Source organism: Streptomyces sp. RK62, from assembly GCF_018070255.1.
Taxonomy (GTDB): domain Bacteria; phylum Actinomycetota; class Actinomycetes; order Streptomycetales; family Streptomycetaceae; genus Streptomyces; species Streptomyces nigra.
Window position 1 is genome coordinate 150,029 of record NZ_JAGPYD010000016.1, and the last position, 16,058, is coordinate 166,086.

At 70.9% G+C, this 16,058-nt stretch carries 15 protein-coding genes; 11 read left to right on the forward strand and 4 right to left on the reverse strand.

Annotated features, from left to right (window positions below; all coding sequences use genetic code 11):
* The first annotated feature begins 217 nt into the window (after window positions 1-217).
* The 5 genes from KBY32_RS28575 to KBY32_RS28595 all read left to right on the forward strand — a co-directional run bounded on the left by KBY32_RS28575 (window position 218) and on the right by KBY32_RS28595 (window position 5,043).
* Window positions 218-1,042, forward strand: a complete 825-nt coding sequence (locus tag KBY32_RS28575) for a helix-turn-helix transcriptional regulator (RefSeq protein ID WP_055624746.1) — start codon at window positions 218-220, stop codon at window positions 1,040-1,042.
* A gap of 91 nt (window positions 1,043-1,133) precedes the next feature.
* Window positions 1,134-2,594, forward strand: a complete 1,461-nt coding sequence (locus KBY32_RS28580; protein WP_055624725.1) for an aldehyde dehydrogenase family protein — start codon at window positions 1,134-1,136, stop codon at window positions 2,592-2,594.
* 10 nt (window positions 2,595-2,604) lie between these two features.
* Window positions 2,605-3,246, forward strand: coding sequence for a PadR family transcriptional regulator (locus KBY32_RS28585; RefSeq protein WP_210982132.1), 642 nt, complete (start codon window positions 2,605-2,607; stop codon window positions 3,244-3,246).
* A 73-nt stretch (window positions 3,247-3,319) separates the two neighbouring features.
* Window positions 3,320-4,285: an ATP-binding cassette domain-containing protein gene (locus tag KBY32_RS28590; protein ID WP_210982133.1), complete on the forward strand. Its 966-nt coding sequence runs from the start codon at window positions 3,320-3,322 to the stop codon at window positions 4,283-4,285.
* The gene (locus KBY32_RS28595; RefSeq protein WP_210982134.1) at window positions 4,282-5,043 is read left to right on the forward strand and encodes an ABC transporter permease; all 762 of its coding nucleotides are present in this window, start codon (window positions 4,282-4,284) and stop codon (window positions 5,041-5,043) included. Before KBY32_RS28590 ends, KBY32_RS28595 begins: the two co-directional genes overlap by 4 nt.
* A gap of 10 nt (window positions 5,044-5,053) precedes the next feature.
* On the opposite strand, the gene KBY32_RS28600 is transcribed toward KBY32_RS28595, so the two are convergent.
* Window positions 5,054-6,481, reverse strand: a complete 1,428-nt coding sequence (locus KBY32_RS28600; protein WP_055624721.1) for a glutamate decarboxylase — start codon at window positions 6,479-6,481, stop codon at window positions 5,054-5,056.
* A gap of 88 nt (window positions 6,482-6,569) precedes the next feature.
* Between KBY32_RS28600 and KBY32_RS28605 the strand changes: the two genes are divergently transcribed.
* Window positions 6,570-7,331 (forward strand): MerR family transcriptional regulator, encoded by a 762-nt coding sequence (locus tag KBY32_RS28605; protein WP_210982135.1) that lies wholly within the window; start codon window positions 6,570-6,572, stop codon window positions 7,329-7,331.
* A gap of 15 nt (window positions 7,332-7,346) precedes the next feature.
* Here the strand turns inward: KBY32_RS28605 and KBY32_RS28610 are convergent, their stop codons facing one another.
* Complete coding sequence (locus KBY32_RS28610; RefSeq protein ID WP_055624719.1) at window positions 7,347-7,712, reverse strand: YbjQ family protein; 366 nt, start codon at window positions 7,710-7,712, stop codon at window positions 7,347-7,349.
* Window positions 7,713-7,851: 139 nt separating this feature from the next.
* Here KBY32_RS28610 and KBY32_RS28615 point away from each other — a divergent pair, with 139 nt between their 5' ends.
* On the forward strand, window positions 7,852-8,802 hold the full coding sequence (locus KBY32_RS28615; RefSeq protein WP_210982136.1) for a DedA family protein: 951 nt from the start codon (window positions 7,852-7,854) through the stop codon (window positions 8,800-8,802).
* Between the two features lie 49 nt (window positions 8,803-8,851).
* Here KBY32_RS28615 and KBY32_RS28620 read toward each other — a convergent pair whose 3' ends face one another.
* Entirely contained in the window at window positions 8,852-10,483 is a 1,632-nt protein-coding gene (locus KBY32_RS28620) for a threonine/serine exporter ThrE family protein (protein ID WP_055624717.1), read from the reverse strand.
* Between the two features lie 122 nt (window positions 10,484-10,605).
* Entirely contained in the window at window positions 10,606-11,097 is a 492-nt protein-coding gene (locus KBY32_RS28625) for an inorganic diphosphatase (protein WP_031487466.1), read from the reverse strand.
* A gap of 79 nt (window positions 11,098-11,176) precedes the next feature.
* On the opposite strand from KBY32_RS28625, the gene dacB reads away from it, so the two are divergent.
* From dacB to hpt, 4 genes are all read left to right on the forward strand, one after another.
* Window positions 11,177-12,739: a D-alanyl-D-alanine carboxypeptidase/D-alanyl-D-alanine-endopeptidase gene (dacB, locus tag KBY32_RS28630; protein WP_210982137.1), complete on the forward strand. Its 1,563-nt coding sequence runs from the start codon at window positions 11,177-11,179 to the stop codon at window positions 12,737-12,739.
* A gap of 68 nt (window positions 12,740-12,807) precedes the next feature.
* On the forward strand, window positions 12,808-13,938 hold the full coding sequence (locus KBY32_RS28635) for a zinc-dependent metalloprotease (RefSeq protein ID WP_055624715.1): 1,131 nt from the start codon (window positions 12,808-12,810) through the stop codon (window positions 13,936-13,938).
* A 214-nt stretch (window positions 13,939-14,152) separates the two neighbouring features.
* Window positions 14,153-15,316 carry a tRNA lysidine(34) synthetase TilS gene (tilS, locus tag KBY32_RS28640; protein WP_115504618.1) on the forward strand — a complete coding sequence of 388 codons (1,164 nt, stop codon included), beginning with the start codon at window positions 14,153-14,155 and terminating at the stop codon, window positions 15,314-15,316.
* A 113-nt stretch (window positions 15,317-15,429) separates the two neighbouring features.
* A complete protein-coding gene (hpt, locus tag KBY32_RS28645; RefSeq protein ID WP_055624713.1) occupies window positions 15,430-15,990 on the forward strand; it encodes a hypoxanthine phosphoribosyltransferase in 561 nt (186 codons plus the stop codon).
* Window positions 15,991-16,058: the final 68 nt, after the last annotated feature.

Genomic DNA, 16,058 nt, shown 5'->3' on the forward strand with positions numbered 1-16,058 from the left:
GCTCCCGTACCGCTTGTTGGCCATTTTTTCCGCCAACTTCACCCCCTCTTCTTGTCTTCCGCTGACTGCTTCACGAGTGGAATCCTTGGCTTCTTTCCGTCTCTGTAATCGGGCGAGTACTGCTCGAAGTGTTTTAGTGGCAGACTGCGGGCCGGGAAGACGGTTGGGGAGGCTGGCGAAGGTGAGCGCGGGAGAGCCCGGATCGGTGGTGCGGCGCATGCTGCTCGGCTCGCAACTGAGGCGACTGCGGGAAGCGCGCGGTATCACCCGTGAAGCGGCGGGATACTCCATCCGCGCGTCCGAGTCGAAGATCAGCCGGATGGAGCTGGGCCGGGTGAGCTTCAAGACGCGTGACGTGGAAGACCTGCTGACGCTGTACGGCATCACGGACGAGCAGGAGCGCGCCTCCCTGCTCTCCCTGGCCCGCGAGGCCAATGTCGCCGGCTGGTGGCACAGCTACTCGGACGTCCTGCCCAGCTGGTTCCCCACCTATGTCGGCCTGGAGGGCGCGGCCAGCTCGATCCGCGCCTACGAGGTGCAGTTCGTGCACGGCCTGCTGCAGACCGAGGCGTACGCGCACGCGGTCGTCGCGCGCGGGATGAAGGGCGCGAGCGCGTCCGACATCGACAAGCGCGTCGCGCTGCGCCTGGAGCGGCAGAAGTACCTCGTCGCGGAGAACGCCCCCGAGTTCCACATCGTCCTCGACGAGGCGGCCCTGCGCCGGCCGTACGGTGACCGCGAGGTCATGCGCGGCCAGCTCCAGCACCTCATCGAGATCTCCGAGCGGCCCAATGTGCGGCTGCAGGTGATGCCGTTCGGCTTCGGCGGGCACTCCGGCGAGTCCGGCGCCTTCACCATCCTCAGCTTCCCCGAGTCCGACCTCTCGGACGTCGTCTACCTGGAGCAGCTCACCAGCGCGCTCTACCTCGACAAGCGCGAGGACGTCGCCCAGTACGAGCTCGCGCTGAAGGAGCTCCAGCAGGACAGTCCGGGGCCGGACGAGAGCCGGGATCTTCTCCGGGGTCTCCTTCAACTCTCTTGAAACACAAGTACGATGACGTGTGATCAGACCGTGATGACAAGCGTATTGGCGACCGGGCCGATCGGGTGTCCGCAAGGGATCGAGGGATCACATGTCGTCCTACTTCACCGACCTGGCTCAGCAGTACATCGACGGTGAGTGGCGCCCGGGCACAGGCTCCTGGGACATCATCGACTTCAACCCGTACGACGGCGAGAAGCTGGCGTCGATCACGATAGCCACGGTCGACGAGGTGGACGAGGCGTACCGGGCGGCGGCCCGCGCCCAGCACGAGTGGGCCGCGACCAACCCCTACGCCCGCCGCGCGGTCTTCGAGAAGGCCCTGCGCGTGGTCGAGGAGCGCGAGCAGGAGATCAGCGAGGTGATCGTCGCCGAGCTCGGCGGCACCCGGCTGAAGGCCGCGTTCGAGCTGCACCTGGCCAAGGAGTTCCTGCGCGAGGCGGTCCATCTGGCGCTGCGCCCCGAGGGCCGGATCATCCCGTCGCCGGTGGACGGCAAGGAGAACCGCGTCTACCGGGTGCCGGTCGGCGTGGTCGGTGTGATCAGCCCGTTCAACTTCCCCTTCCTGCTCTCCCTGAAGTCGGTAGCCCCGGCCCTCGCCCTCGGCAACGCCGTGGTGCTCAAGCCGCACCAGAACACCCCCATCGTGGGCGGCTCGCTGGTCGCGAAGATCTTCGAGGAGGCGGGTCTGCCCGCCGGTCTGCTCAACGTCGTCATCACCGACATCGCCGAGATAGGCGACGCGTTCATCGAGCACCCGGTCCCCAAGGTCATCTCCTTCACCGGCTCGGACAAGGTCGGCCGGCACGTCGCCACCGTCTGCGCCTCGCACTTCAAGCGCTCGGTGCTCGAACTCGGCGGCAACAGCGCGCTGGTGGTCCTGGACGACGCCGACCTCGACTACGCCGTCGACGCGGCCGTGTTCAGCCGGTTCGTCCACCAGGGCCAGGTCTGCATGGCGGCGAACCGCGTCCTCGTGGACCGTACGGTCGCGGACGCGTTCACCGAGAAGTTCGTCGCCAAGGTGAAGTCGCTGAAGGTGGGCGACCCGCGGGACCCCGAGACCGTCATCGGCCCGGTCATCAACTCCTCCCAGGCCGAGGCCCTGACCGGCACGGTCGCCCAGGCCCTCGCCGAGGGCGCGACCGCCCTGGTGCACGGCAGGGCCACGGACAACCTGGTCGAGCCCTCCGTCCTGACCGATCTGCCGGCCGACTCCGCGCTGCTGCGCCAGGAGGTCTTCGGCCCGGTCGTCTTCCTCGTGCCGTTCGACGGCGAGGAGGAGGCCGTACGGCTGGTCAACGACACCCCGTACGGCCTGAGCGGGGCCGTGCACACCGCCGACGTCGAGCGCGGCGTCGCCTTCGCCAAGCGGATCGACTCCGGCATGTTCCATGTGAACGACGGCACCGTCCACGACGAGCCGATCGTCCCCTTCGGCGGCGAGAAGCACTCCGGTCTCGGCCGGCTGAACGGCGAGACGATGCTGGACGCCTTCACCACCATGAAGTGGATCTCCGTGCAGCACGGCCGCAGCGGCTTCCCGTTCTAACCTGGACGGCATGTCAGCCATCCGTCTCCTCGTGCTGGGCGCGGTCCGTATGCACGGCCGCGCCCACGGCTACCAGGTGCGCAACGACCTGGAGTACTGGGGCGCGCACGAGTGGTCCAACGCCAAACCGGGCTCGATCTACCACGCGCTCAAGCAGATGGCGAAGCAGGGACTGCTGTACGCGCACGAGATCGCCCCGTCCACGGCCGGCGGCCCGCCGCGCACCGAGTACGAGGTGACCGGCGAAGGCACCGAGGAGTACTTCCGGCTGCTGCGCGAGGCTCTGGTCACCTACGACCAGCGCGGTGACATGAAGACGGCCGCCGTGGGCTTCCTCGTCGACCTGCCGCGCGCGGAGGCGGTGGAGCTGCTGCGTGAGCGCGTGCGGCGGATCGAGGAGTGGCGGACGGCCGTCCTGAAGCACTACGTGCCCGAGGACGGTCCCGAACAGCTCGGCCACATCGGCGAGATCATGAACATGTGGGTCCACACCGCCGACTCCGAGGGGGAGTGGACCCGTGGCCTGATCGCCCGGATCGAGGGCGGCGCCTACACCTTCGCGGACGAGGGCGAGCCGTTCGTCGGCATCCTCGCCGAGGACCAGGAGAACCCGTACGCCACCGGCGAACCGCATCCGGGAGATCGCCGCTAATCAAGTTTGACTAACTCCCTCTCGGGCATTAGCTTCGTTCGGGTAGTCAAGTTTGACTAGCGAGGGAGTCCCTGTGACCGAAGCGGCGATCACCGTCGAAGAGGTGCGCAAGAGGTACGGCGGCACATCCGGCAGGACCGCACTGGACGGGCTCGACCTCACGGTCGCCCGCGGCACCGTGCACGCCGTGCTCGGCCCCAACGGGGCCGGCAAGACCACCCTGGTCCGCATCCTGTCCACCCTGCTGCGGCCGGACGCCGGCCGGGTCGAGGTGGCCGGGCACGACGTCGTGCGCGAGGCCTACCGGGTACGGCGGAGCATCGGGCTGCTCGGCCAGCACGCCGCCGTCGACGAGGAGCTGTCCGGCCATCAGAACCTCGAGATGTTCGGCCGGCTCCACCACCTCGGCGCCCGCCCCGCCCGTCTGCGCGCCGGCGAACTGCTGGAGCGCTTCGGCCTCGCCGACACCGGCCGCAAGCCGGTCCGCCAGTACAGCGGCGGGATGCGGCGCCGCCTCGACCTGGCCGCGTCCCTGATCACCGAACCGGACGTGCTGTTCCTGGACGAGCCCACCACCGGGCTCGATCCGCGCGGCCGCGCCGAGGTCTGGTCGTCGGTCCGCTCCCTGGTCGGCGGCGGCACCACGGTCCTGCTCACCACCCAGTACCTGGAGGAGGCCGACCAGCTCGCCGACCGCATCGCGGTGGTCGACGGCGGCCGGGTCGCCGCCGAGGGCACCGCCGACCACCTCAAGGCGCTCACCGGCGGCGACCGCATCGACGTCGTCCTGCGCGACGCCGGGTCCCTCGGCGCCGCCGTCGCCCTGCTGCCCCTGCGGGCGGACGAGGTGAGCGTCGACGCCGACCGGCGGCTGCTCAGCGCCCCGGTCACCGACCGGATGGCCGCCCTCGCCGGGGTCGTACGGGCCCTGGCGGAGGCCGGGATCGAGGCCGAGGACATCGTGCTGCGCCGGCCCACGCTCGACGAGGTGTTCCTGCACCTGACCGGCGGCCCCGAGCGAGTGAAGGAGACCGTATGAGCACCCCCGCCCACGCCGTGACCGACTCCTGGACCATGACCCGCAGGGAACTCGCCCACTGGGCGCGGCAGCCCGTGCCGGTCGCGGTCGGCCTGCTGTTCCCCGTGATGCTGCTGCTGATGTTCGGCTACCTCATGGGCGGCGGCCGGGGCGTCGACGGCTCCTACCTCGACTATCTGATGCCCGGGATGCTGGCGCTCACCATGGCCTTCGGGCTGGAGGGCACGATGATCGCGGTCACCCGGGACCTCGACAAGGGCGTCATCGACCGCTTCCGCTCCCTGCCGATGACCAACGGGGCCGTGATGGTGGGCCGTTCGGCCGCCGACATGATCCAGTCGACGCTCGGCGTGCTCGTCCTCACCACCGTCGGCCTCGCCCTCGGCTGGCGCCCGGACGGCGGCCCGGCGGGCTTCCTCGGCGCCGTCGGACTGCTGCTGCTGTTCCGGTTCGCCATGCTGTGGATCGGCATCCATCTCGCCCTCGTCGCCGGGAAACCAGAGATGGTGCAGGCGGTGCAGATCCTGGTCTGGCCGGTCGGGTTCCTGTCCAACGCCATCGCGGAACCCGGCTCCATGCCCGGCTGGCTCGCCACGGCCGTCGAGTGGAACCCGCTGTCCCATACGGCGACCGCCGTCCGGGACCTCTTCGCCGGCACCGGCACGGACCACGTCCTCGCGGCCGTCGCCTGGCCGCTCGGGCTGCTCGCCGTGTTCTTCCCGCTCGCGGTGCGCCGCTTCGCCCGGCTGAGCCGCTGACCCGCGAACGCTAGTGATGGAAGCCGGTGGCCGCGCCCTTGTCGTGTGTCAGGGGGTGCGGCTGCCGGCGCAGGTCCGCCAGCGAGCGGCGCAGATCGTCCACGAACAGGTCCGCGAGGTCCTCCGAGAAGCCGTTGCGGCACACCACCCGCAGCACCGACAGGTCCTCCCGGTTCGGCGGGAACGTGTACGCCGGCACCAGCCAGCCCGCCTCCCGCAGCCGCCGCGAGACGTCGAACACGTCGAACCGGGTGACGTCCGACGCCGTCGTGAACGCGAACACCGGCAGCTGGTCGCCCCGGGTCAGCAGCCGGAAGTCGCCCAGCTTCTCCACGGCTCCGGCGACCCGCCCGGCCACGTCCCGCGCCGCCTGCTGCACCGCCCGGTAGCCGTCCCGGCCCAGCCGCAGGAACGAGTAGTACTGCGCCACCACCTGGGCGCCCGGCCGCGAGAAGTTCAGCGCGAACGTCGGCATGTCGCCGCCCAGGTAGTTCACCCGGAACACCAGCTCCTCCGGCAGCGCCTCCTTGTCCCGCCACAGCGCCCAGCCGACGCCCGGGTACACCAGGCCGTACTTGTGCCCCGAGGTGTTGATCGAGGCCACCCTCGGCAGCCGGAAGTCCCACACCAGGTCCTCGTCGAGGAAGGGCGCCACCATGGCGCCGGACGCGCCGTCCACATGCACCGGGATGTCCAGGCCCGTGCGCTCCTGGAGGGCGTCCAGCGCGGCGCACAGGTCCGCGATCGGCTCGTAGGACCCGTCGAAGGTGGAGCCGAGGATGCCGACCACCCCGATGGTGTTCTCGTCGCACAGCTCGGCCGCCGCCTGTGGATCGAGGTGGAAGCGCTCGCCCTCCATCGGGACCAGCCGGGCCTCCACCTCCCAGAAGGTGCAGAACTTCTCCCAGCAGACCTGGACGTTGACACCCATGACCAGGTTGGGGCGGGCCTCGGGGGACGGGTACCGGTCGGCGTTGCGGGCCGTCCAGCGCCGCTTCAGCGCCAGGCCCGCGAGCATGCACGCCTCACTGGAACCGGTCGTCGAACAGCCCACGGCCGCCGACGGATCGGGCGCGTTCCACAGATCGGCGAGCATCGCCACACAGCGCCGCTCCAGCTCGGCGGTGCGCGGATACTCGTCCTTGTCGATCATGTTCTTGTCCCGGCACTCCGCCATCAGGAGCGACGCCTCGGGCTCCATCCAGGTGGTGACGAAGGTGGCGAGGTTCAGCCGGGAGTTGCCGTCCAGCATCAGCTCGTCGTGCACGAGCTGGTACGCCGTCGACGGCGACATGGGGGAGTCCGGGAGCCGGTGCGTGGGCGGGGCCTCGGTCATGCCCGCGGCCGGGTTCGCCTCCCCGTAGATGGGGTTGACGGCCAGCCTGCGCCCACCGTCGCGTTCATCCGGTGCTTCGCTGTTCCCGCGATGCAGTGCCATACCTCCGACGGTAGGTCCGGGCCCCGGGACTTGCACCTCACGCGGCGTGAGGGCGCACCGTGGAGCACGTACCGAGAAGGGAGCGGAAGTGGGCTACTCCGTGGGACAGGTCGCCGGATTCGCCGGTGTGACGGTGCGCACCCTGCACCACTACGACGACATCGGTCTGCTCGTGCCCAGCGAGCGCAGCCACGCGGGCCACCGGCGCTACAGCGACGCCGACCTCGACCGGCTGCAGCAGATCCTGTTCTACCGGGAGCTCGGCTTCCCCCTCGACGAGGTCGCCGCCCTGCTCGACGACCCGGACGCGGACCCGCGCGAACACCTGCGCAGACAGCACGAGCTGCTGACCGCCCGGATCGAGAAGCTGCAGAAGATGGCGGCGGCCGTGGAGCACGCCATGGAGGCACGCACGATGGGAATCAACCTCACGCCACAGGAGCGCTTCGAGGTCTTCGGCGAGAACGACCCGGAGCAGTACGCCGAGGAGGCCGAACAGCGCTGGGGCGACACCGAGGCCTACGCCGAGTCACAGCGCCGCGCCGCGGCCTACACCAAGGAGGACTGGCAGCGGATCCAGGCGGAGGCCGCCGAGTGGGCCGAGCGCTATGTCGCCCTGCTGGAGGCCGGCGAGCCCGCCGACGGGCAGGCCGCCATGGACCTGGCCGAGGAGCACCGCCGGCACATCGGCGCCTGGTACTACGAGTGCGGCTACCCGATGCACCGCTGCCTCGCCGAGATGTACGTCACCGACGAACGCTTCACCGCGTTCTACGACACCATGCGGGCCGGCTTCGCCCAGCACCTGCACGACGCGATCATGGCCAACGCGGACCGGCACGACGCGTGAGGGGTCCTGGCCCGGCTACTCCCGGGCCAGGACCACCGCGGTCCCGTAGGCGCACACCTCGGTGCCCACGTCGGCCGCCTCCGTCACATCGAAGCGGAACGCCAGCACACCGTTGGCACCCCGCGCGCGTGCCTGCTCCACGAGGCGTTCCATCGCCTGGTTGCGGGTCTCCACCAAGGTCTTGGTGAGGCCCTTGAGCTCGCCGCCGACCAGCGACTTCAGCCCGGCGCCGATCTGGCTGCCGACATGCCGGGAGCGCACGGTCAGCCCGAAGACCTCCCCGACGACCTCCGTCACACGGTGCCCGGGGACGTCGTTGGTGGTCACTACAAGAACGTCGGGGCGCGGGCCCTGCCCGCCGCCGTACTCATCGATGCCCATGCCCCACAGCTTTGTCGCCGGGGTCGCACAGTGCATCCTGAACGGGTCCATGGAACCTGGGACACCGGTTGCGCGTTGATATTTTTGACTCGCTCGTGACCAACCGTCCACCCCTCATCCCCGCAGGAGCCACAATCCCGTGACCACGCTTGCGCTCGGCCCCGAGTGGCTCAGCCCGGACTACCTCATCGAGACGTTCAGCCTCCCCGGCATCCTGCTGATCGTCTTCGCGGAGTCCGGCCTCTTCGCGTTCCTGCCCGGGGACTCCCTGCTGTTCACGGCCGGTCTGTTCGTCGCCGAGGGGAACTACATCACCCAGCCCCTGTGGCTGGTCTGCACGCTCATCGTGCTGGCCGCCGTCATCGGCGACCAGGTCGGCTACATGATCGGCAAGTTCTTCGGCCCGAGGCTCTTCAGCCGCCCCAACTCCAAGGTCTTCAAACAGGAGAACCTGGAGAAGGCGCACGAGTTCATGGAGAAGTACGGCCCCAAGGCCATCGTGCTCGCGCGCTTCGTGCCGATCGTGCGGACCTTCGCCCCCATCGTGGCGGGCGCCGGCCGGATGAAGTACCGCACGTTCCTCACGTACAACATCATCGGCGGTGTCGCCTGGGGCACCGGTGTCACCCTCGCGGGCTACTGGCTCGGCCAGATCCCGTTCATCAAGAGCAACGTCGAGGCGATCCTCGTCCTGATCGTCTTCGTCTCCGTGGTGCCGATCATCATCGAGTACCTGCGGGAGCGCGGCAAGAAGAAGCGCGCCGCCGCCAAGGCCCCGGCCCACGAGGACGGACAGCACCCGCAGCAGTACCAGATGGACGACGCGACGACGCGGCTGCGCCGCATCCCGTCCCACGACCCCCAGCAGCAGTACGGCGGCCACGACGGGCAGGGCGGCCCCGCGCAGGGCGGTCAGGACCCGTACGGCTACGGGCAGCAGCAGGGCCACGACCAGCAGGGTTACGACCAACAGGGGTACGACCAGCAGCACTACGGGCAGCAGCCCCAGCAGCCGTACGCCCAGCAGTACCCGCACCCGCAGGGCTACGGCCAGCAGGGCGGGCAGTACCCGCCGGACCAGCGGTACTGAACCGGTCGCTAACGACGGACGCCCTCCTCGGGGGGCGTCCGTCGTCGTTTCAGAAGCCTCGCGTCCGCTTGGCCGACCGGCGCTTCTCCGGGGAACCGATCCGCAGGAAGAGCCGGGAGATCTCGGACCCCAGGTTCACCCCGATGGCGATGGCCATCGCCAGGGACGCGGCCGTGGCCAGCGAGACCAGCCCCGCGTCCACCTCGTTCTGGGCGATCGACAGCAGCCCGAAGTACGTGGCGGAACCGGGCAGCAGCGGACCGATCGCGGCCGTCGTGTACGGCAGCGCGGACGCGAAGCGGTAGCGGGCCATCAGCTGCCCGAACAGCCCGACCAGACCGGCCGCGACCGCCGTCGAGGCGACCGGTGACAGCTCGCCCGCGTAGCGCATCGCCCCGTACACCACCCAGGCGACACCCCCGTTGAGGGTCACCGCGAGCACGGTGGATCGTTCCTGCTGGAGCAGCACCGCGAAGGTCAGCGACAGCAGCATCGACGCGGCGATCTGCCAGTACGGCCGCTCGGAGATGTGCAGCGCCGCGTCCGGGTTGAGCTTGGCGCCCAGGTTCACCCCGAAGTACAGGACCACCAGCACGCCGGTCACGATGCCGACGAAGAAATACATGACCTCCAGCAGCCGCGCCGCCGCCGTGATGTAGAAGCCGGTCAGCCCGTCCTGCACGCCCGCCACCAGCGCCCGCCCGGGCAGCAGCGCGAACAGCCCACCGGTGATCACCGCGGACGCCTTCACGTCGGCGTGCGACAGCGTCAGCGCGATCCCGACCGCGGCCGGCGGCATCGCCGCGACCGTGAACTGGTAGAACTCCGGCAGCCCCCGCCCCGCCGCCAGCCACGCCAGCCGGTCGCCGAGCATCGCGCCGACGGCCGCCGCGACGAACACCAGCAGCCCGCCGCCCACCAGCACGGACGCCGCGCCCGCGAGCAGCCCGCTGGCCGCCGTCAGGACCCAGGTCGGGTACGGGTGCCGATTGCGCCGGATCTCCGCGAGCCGCCGGTAGGCCTCCTCCAGGGAGATGTGGGTCTCGGCGTCGCTGAGGTCGTCGACCAGCTGGTACACGGCCGCCAGCCGCGTGTAGTCGGTGCCGCGCCGGCGCACCGTGCGCGCCGCCGACACCGGGTCGTCCACCAGCGACGGCTGGTACGAGATCGACAGCAGGGTGAAGGTGACGCTCGGCTCGCAGCGGTCCAGGCCGTAGGACCGGCAGACCGCGAACATCGCGGCCTCCACGTCCTCGGCGCCCTCACCGCCCGCCAGCAGCAGCTCGCCGATACGCAGGGTCAGGTCGAGCACGCGCGGGACGGCCGGGCCCTCCTCCTCGGCCTTGTGCGGCCGCTCCGGCGCCGGGCGCTCGGCCACCGGCATGCGCAGCATCGTGCGCATCCGGTCCTGCCAGGGCACGTCCTTGGTCAGACTGATCTTCGGGATGCCGTCCGGCGGTGTGAAGCCGGGCAGGGTGTCCTCGGCGGCGTAGCCTCTCGGCGTGCTGAACGCCGAGCCCTCCCGGTCAGCGGGCGGCTGCTGAGGGACGTCGAGACCCTTGGGGAGCGCGAACTCCGACGTGGTCTCCGACTCGCTGTCCCCCACCTCCACCCCGGCGGGCGGCGTGAACGCCATCCTCGCCTCGTCCGACTGCGGCTTGCGGTCCTCCGCGTCCGTCACGTACGCAGCTCTCCTTGGAACGACACCTTCCGCCGTTCTTCAGTATGCGCACAGACACCCGGGATACACGGACGGGCCGTACGCCCGGCGTACGGCCCGTCCGTGGAACGGCTGGGGATGGCTCAGTGGCCGCCCTGGTCCTTGAAGCGCTTGTAGGAACGCTCGATCTCGGCCTCGGCCTCGGTACGGCCGACCCAGTCGGCGCCCTCGACGGACTTGCCCGGCTCCAGGTCCTTGTAGACCTCGAAGAAGTGCTGGATCTCCAGGCGGTCGAACTCCGACACGTGGTGGATGTCGCGCAGGTGCTCCACGCGCGGGTCGGTCGCCGGGACGCACAGCAGCTTGTCGTCGCCGCCGGCCTCGTCCGTCATCCGGAACATGCCGATCGCGCGGCACTTGATGAGGCAGCCCGGGAAGGTCGGCTCGTCCAGGATGACCAGCGCGTCCAGCGGGTCGCCGTCCTCGCCGAGGGTGTTCTCGACGAAGCCGTAGTCGGTCGGGTAGGCGGTCGAGGTGAAGAGTCGACGGTCCAGGCGGATCCGACCGGTCTCGTGGTCCACCTCGTACTTGTTCCGCGAACCCTTCGGAATCTCGATCGTGACGTCGAACTCCACCGGTGACTCCTCCATGATCAACACATAGTTCTGGTGATTAAGTGTCCCTCACGCAGGTGTGTGATCGCGAAAGGGGCTGGTGATCGTGCCCGAGCTGAGGCCTTGGCAGGCCGCGAGACCGCATGTGGCGCGGCTCGCGGGCGCCGTGGGACCGCGACTGGCGCGGGCCGCCGACGCCCTGCGGCCCCGTCTCGCACGCGCCGCGAGGCCGAAGACCTGGCAGTACACCGCCGGAGCCGCCACCGCCGGACTGGCGCTGGCCGCCACGGTGGTGACCGCGGCGGGCCCCTGGGACTCCACCGGTCAGCGTACGGCCGAGCGGGACCGGGCGGCCGCCCAGGAGCGCACGGGTGGCACAGATCACGGCAGGGACACCGGCCCCTCCGGCGCACGGGACAGGGGCCCGCGCCCCGCGCCCAGCGCGGGCGCCGTACTCACCGCCCTGGGCGCCGGCGCGGGCCACGCCGGGTCCGCCCCCGACGGCAAGGCCCTCGCCACCGTCCTGCGCCCCCTCCTCGACGCCCCGGAGCTCGGCAGCCGCACCGGCGCCGCCGTCGTCGACGTGGCCACCGGCCGGCGCCTCTACGGCGAGGGCGCCTCGCAGTCCCTCACCCCCGCCTCCACCACCAAGATCGCCACCGCCGTCGCCGCCCTCACCGCGATGGGCCCCGACCACCGCCTCACCACCCGCACCGCCCTGGAACCCGACACCAAGGAACTGGTCCTCGTCGGCGGCGGCGACCCCACCCTCACCGCCCGCGAGAAGACCGGCGGCTGGGCCGGCCTGCGCGACCTCGCCGCGAAGACCGCGGACGCGCTGAAGGAACGCGGCCTGAGCAAGGTCACGCTCTCCTACGACACGACGCTCTACGCCGGCTCCGAACGGCACCCCATCGGCAAGAACCAGAACCTCGCCCCCGTCACCGCCCTGATGGCCGACGAGGGCCGCCTGGACGACTCCAGCAGCGGCACCGCCGACCGCAGCGACGACCCGGCCGAGGACGCCGCGGAACGTTTCGCCGGCTTCCTCGCCGACCACGGCGTCCGCACCAGCGCGCCCGGCCCCTCCAAGGCCACCAACCGCGCCGAGTCCCTCGCCCAGGTCACCTCGCCCCCGCTCACCGCCCTGGTCGAACGCATGCTGACCAACAGCGACAACGACCTCGCCGAGGCCCTGGCCCGCCAGACCGCCCTCGCGAGCGGCGAGCGGCCCGACTTCGCCGGTGCCGGGAAGGCCATCGAGGCCCAGCTCGACAAGCTCGGACTCCCCGTCTCCGACGTCGAGTTCAAGGACGGCAGCGGCCTCGACCGGCGCGACGCCCTCACCGCCGACCTCCTCACCGCCCTCCTCGCCCGCGCCGCCGACCCCGACCACCCCGAGCTGCGCGCCGCCCTCACCGGCCTGCCCGTCGCGGGCTTCACCGGCACCCTCACCAGCCGCTACGGCGACGGCGCCGCGGGCGTCGTGCGCGCCAAGACCGGTACTCTCACCGGGGTCAACGCCCTGGCCGGCACCGTCGTCGACCAGGACGGACGCCTGCTCGCCTTCGCCTTCCTCGCCTCGGGCACCAACAACCGGGACGCGGCCCAGAACGCCCTCGACCGGGCGGCAACAGCCCTCGCCGGCTGCGGCTGCCAGTGACCACCGCCCTCGGGGTCGTCGGCTCGCACGCTCTGCCCCGACCGGGGACGCTCACGTACGGTTGACGCATGACGAGCATCGGTGGTGCTGCTTCTTCTCAGATGGTCGACTGGAATCTCGCGGTGGCGACCGCGACCCGGCTGGTACGGCCGGGCCCCGAGGTGAGCCGCGACGAAGCCAGGGCCGTCGTCGCGGAACTGCGCCGGCACGCCAAGGCCTCGGAGTCACACGTCCGCGGGTTCACCCGTATGGGCACCGACGAGATCCACGACACCCCTGTCCTCGTCGTCGACCGGCCCGGCTGGATCCGGGCCAACGTCGCCGGGTTCCGGGAGATCCTGCGGCCCCTGCTGGAGAAGATGCAGGAACGCCGGGGCAGCGGCACCGGACAGGCCGTCCTCGGCGCCGTCGGCGGCAAGGTCACCGGTGTCGAACTGGGCATGCTGCTGTCGTTCCTGGCCTCCCGCGTCCTCGGCCAGTACGAGACGTTCGCCCCCGCGAGCCGTGATCTGCCCGCCGGCGGGAGCGGCGGCGGCCGGTTGTTGCTCGTCGCCCCCAACATCGTCCACGTCGAACGCGAACTGGACGTCCACCCCCACGACTTCCGGCTGTGGGTGTGCCTCCACGAGGAGACGCACCGCACCCAGTTCAGCGCCGTGCCCTGGCTGCGGGACCATCTCGAGGGCGAAATCCAGTCTTTCCTCGGAGAGACCGACGTCGACCCGATGACCGTCCTGGAGCGCGTCCGCGAGGCCGCGCAGTCCCTCGCCGGCGGCCGGCCCGAGGCCGAGGAGGACGACGGCGGACGCTCCTTCGTCGAACTCGTCCAGACCCCCGGGCAGCGGGAGATCCTCGGCCGTCTCACCGCCGTGATGTCCCTCCTGGAGGGCCACGCCGACTTCGTCATGGACGGCGTCGGCCCCGACGTGGTCCCCTCCGTCGCCGAGATCCGCGAGAAGTTCCAGCAGCGGCGCGCCAAGGGCGCCTCCCGGCTCGACACCGCCCTGCGCAAGCTGCTCGGCCTCGACGCCAAGCTCCGCCAGTACCGCGACGGCGAGCGCTTCGTGCGGGCCGTCGTCGACCAGGTCGGCATGGACGGCTTCAACCGCGTCTGGACATCCCCGAACACCCTCCCCACCAAGGCGGAGATCTCCGCGCCGGCGGACTGGATCGCCCGCGTGCACCGCAAGGCCGACTGATGACGCCCGCGCCCCGCCGCGCATCTCATACGACGGTCGTGAACCGAAATCGGCCGACGGCAGACGAACGCCCCTCCAATCACCCGTCCGAGGGACCGTGAGCCATGGGTAGGCGTGCAATGCTCGGGGAACGGCCCGCTTCTGTCACCATCTACACACTCTGAGTGACCGAGCTCGGCCACACCCCCGGACAACTTCATGAAGGGAACCGGACATGGGTCCCCATCCTGCGGTCGCGGCGATACGCCTGGCGGTTCGCCGCGTACTCCACGACCTCCTCACCGAACACAACCGAACCACCGACGTCCCCGCCCCCGGCAGCCGCTCCCCCCGGCCGCAGGCCCCGGCCGTGACGCCGGTCGCCGCCGCGCGCGTCGCCTGCGACACCGCGCGTGAGACGGCGTACGACCTCCCCGGCCCGGCCCAGCGCACACCCCGGCGAACCACCCCGCACGAGCGCACCCCCTCCCCGCTCGTCCTCGTGGCCTGCTCCGGCGGCGCCGACTCCATGGCCCTCGCCTCCGCCCTCGCCTTCGAGGCCCCCAAACTCGGCATCCGCGCCGGTGGCATCACCGTCGACCACGGTCTGCAGCCCGGCTCCGACCTGCGCGCCGAGGAAGTCGTGCTGCGCCTGCGCGAACTCGGCCTGGACCCGGCCGAGTCGATCGCCGTCACCGTCGGCCGCTCCGGCGGACCCGAGGCCGCCGCCCGCGACGCCCGCTACGCCGCCCTCGACGACGCCGCCGAGCGCCACGGCGCCGCCGCCGTCCTGCTCGGCCACACCCGCGACGACCAGGCCGAGACCGTCCTGCTCGGCCTCGCCCGCGGCTCCGGCATCCGCTCCCTGTCCGGGATGGCCGCGGTCTCGGGGGCCGACGGCCGCTACCGCCGCCCCTTCCTCGGCCTCGACCGGCAGACCGCCCGCAAGGCCTGCATGGTCCAGTCGCTGCCCGTCTGGGACGACCCCCACAACGCCGACCCCGCCTACACCCGCTCCCGGCTGCGCCAGGAGGGCCTGCCCGCCCTGGAGAAGGCGCTCGGGAAGGGGGTCGTCGAGGCCCTCGCCCGCACCGCCCAGCTGTCCCGCGACGACGCCGACGCCCTCGACGCCTGGGCGAGCCAGGCCGAGACCGCCGTCCGCGACGCCGCGGGGCTCCTCGACTGCGCCAAGCTCTACACGCTGCCCCCCGCGGTGCGCCGCCGGATCCTGCGCCGGGCCGCCATCGAGGCGGGCGCGCCCGCCGGTTCGCTCTTCGCCCGGCACGTCGAGGAGGTCGACCGCCTGATCACCGGCTGGCGCGGCCAGGGAGCCATCAACCTCCCCGGCAAAGTCGTCGCCCGCCGCCAGGGTGGCAGACTGGTGATTCGGCAAGGCTGAAAAAGACCCCCACAGGGAGATACCGGGCCTCCTCACCGGAGGACCCCGGACTCCCCGGGGGACGTCAGCCGTAGGGCCGTGAGCCGTTGATGCGGGACGACCGACCGAAAGTGATGCGGGTGGACGCGAAAGACATGGGTGCCGACCTCAAGAAGGTGCTCATCACCAAGGAAGAGATCGACGCGAAGCTGGCGGAGCTGGCGGCGAAGATCGACGCTGAGTACGCGGGCAAGGACCTGCTGATCGTCGGCGTGCTGAAGGGCGCGGTGATGGTCATGGCCGACCTCGCCCGGTCGCTGTCCACCCCCGTCACCATGGACTGGATGGCCGTCTCGTCGTACGGCGCAGGCACCCAGTCCTCCGGAGTCGTGCGGATCCTCAAGGACCTCGACACCGACATCAAGGGCCGGCACGTCCTGATCGTCGAGGACATCATCGACTCCGGCCTGACCCTGTCGTGGCTGCTGTCGAACCTCGGCTCCCGGGAGCCCGAGAGCCTCAAGGTGTGCACGCTGCTGCGCAAGCCGGACGCGGCCAAGGTCGCCATCGACGTGGAGTGGGTCGGCTTCGACATTCCCAACGAGTTCGTCGTCGGCTACGGCCTCGACTACGCCGAGAAGTACCGGAACCTCCCGTTCGTCGGTACCCTCGCGCCCCACGTCTACGGCGGCTGACCCCGTTCCGTAGGAAGATCGGGAACCCCGGCGGGCATCGCGCCGTTGGAGCAAGCAGACGGGCTTGA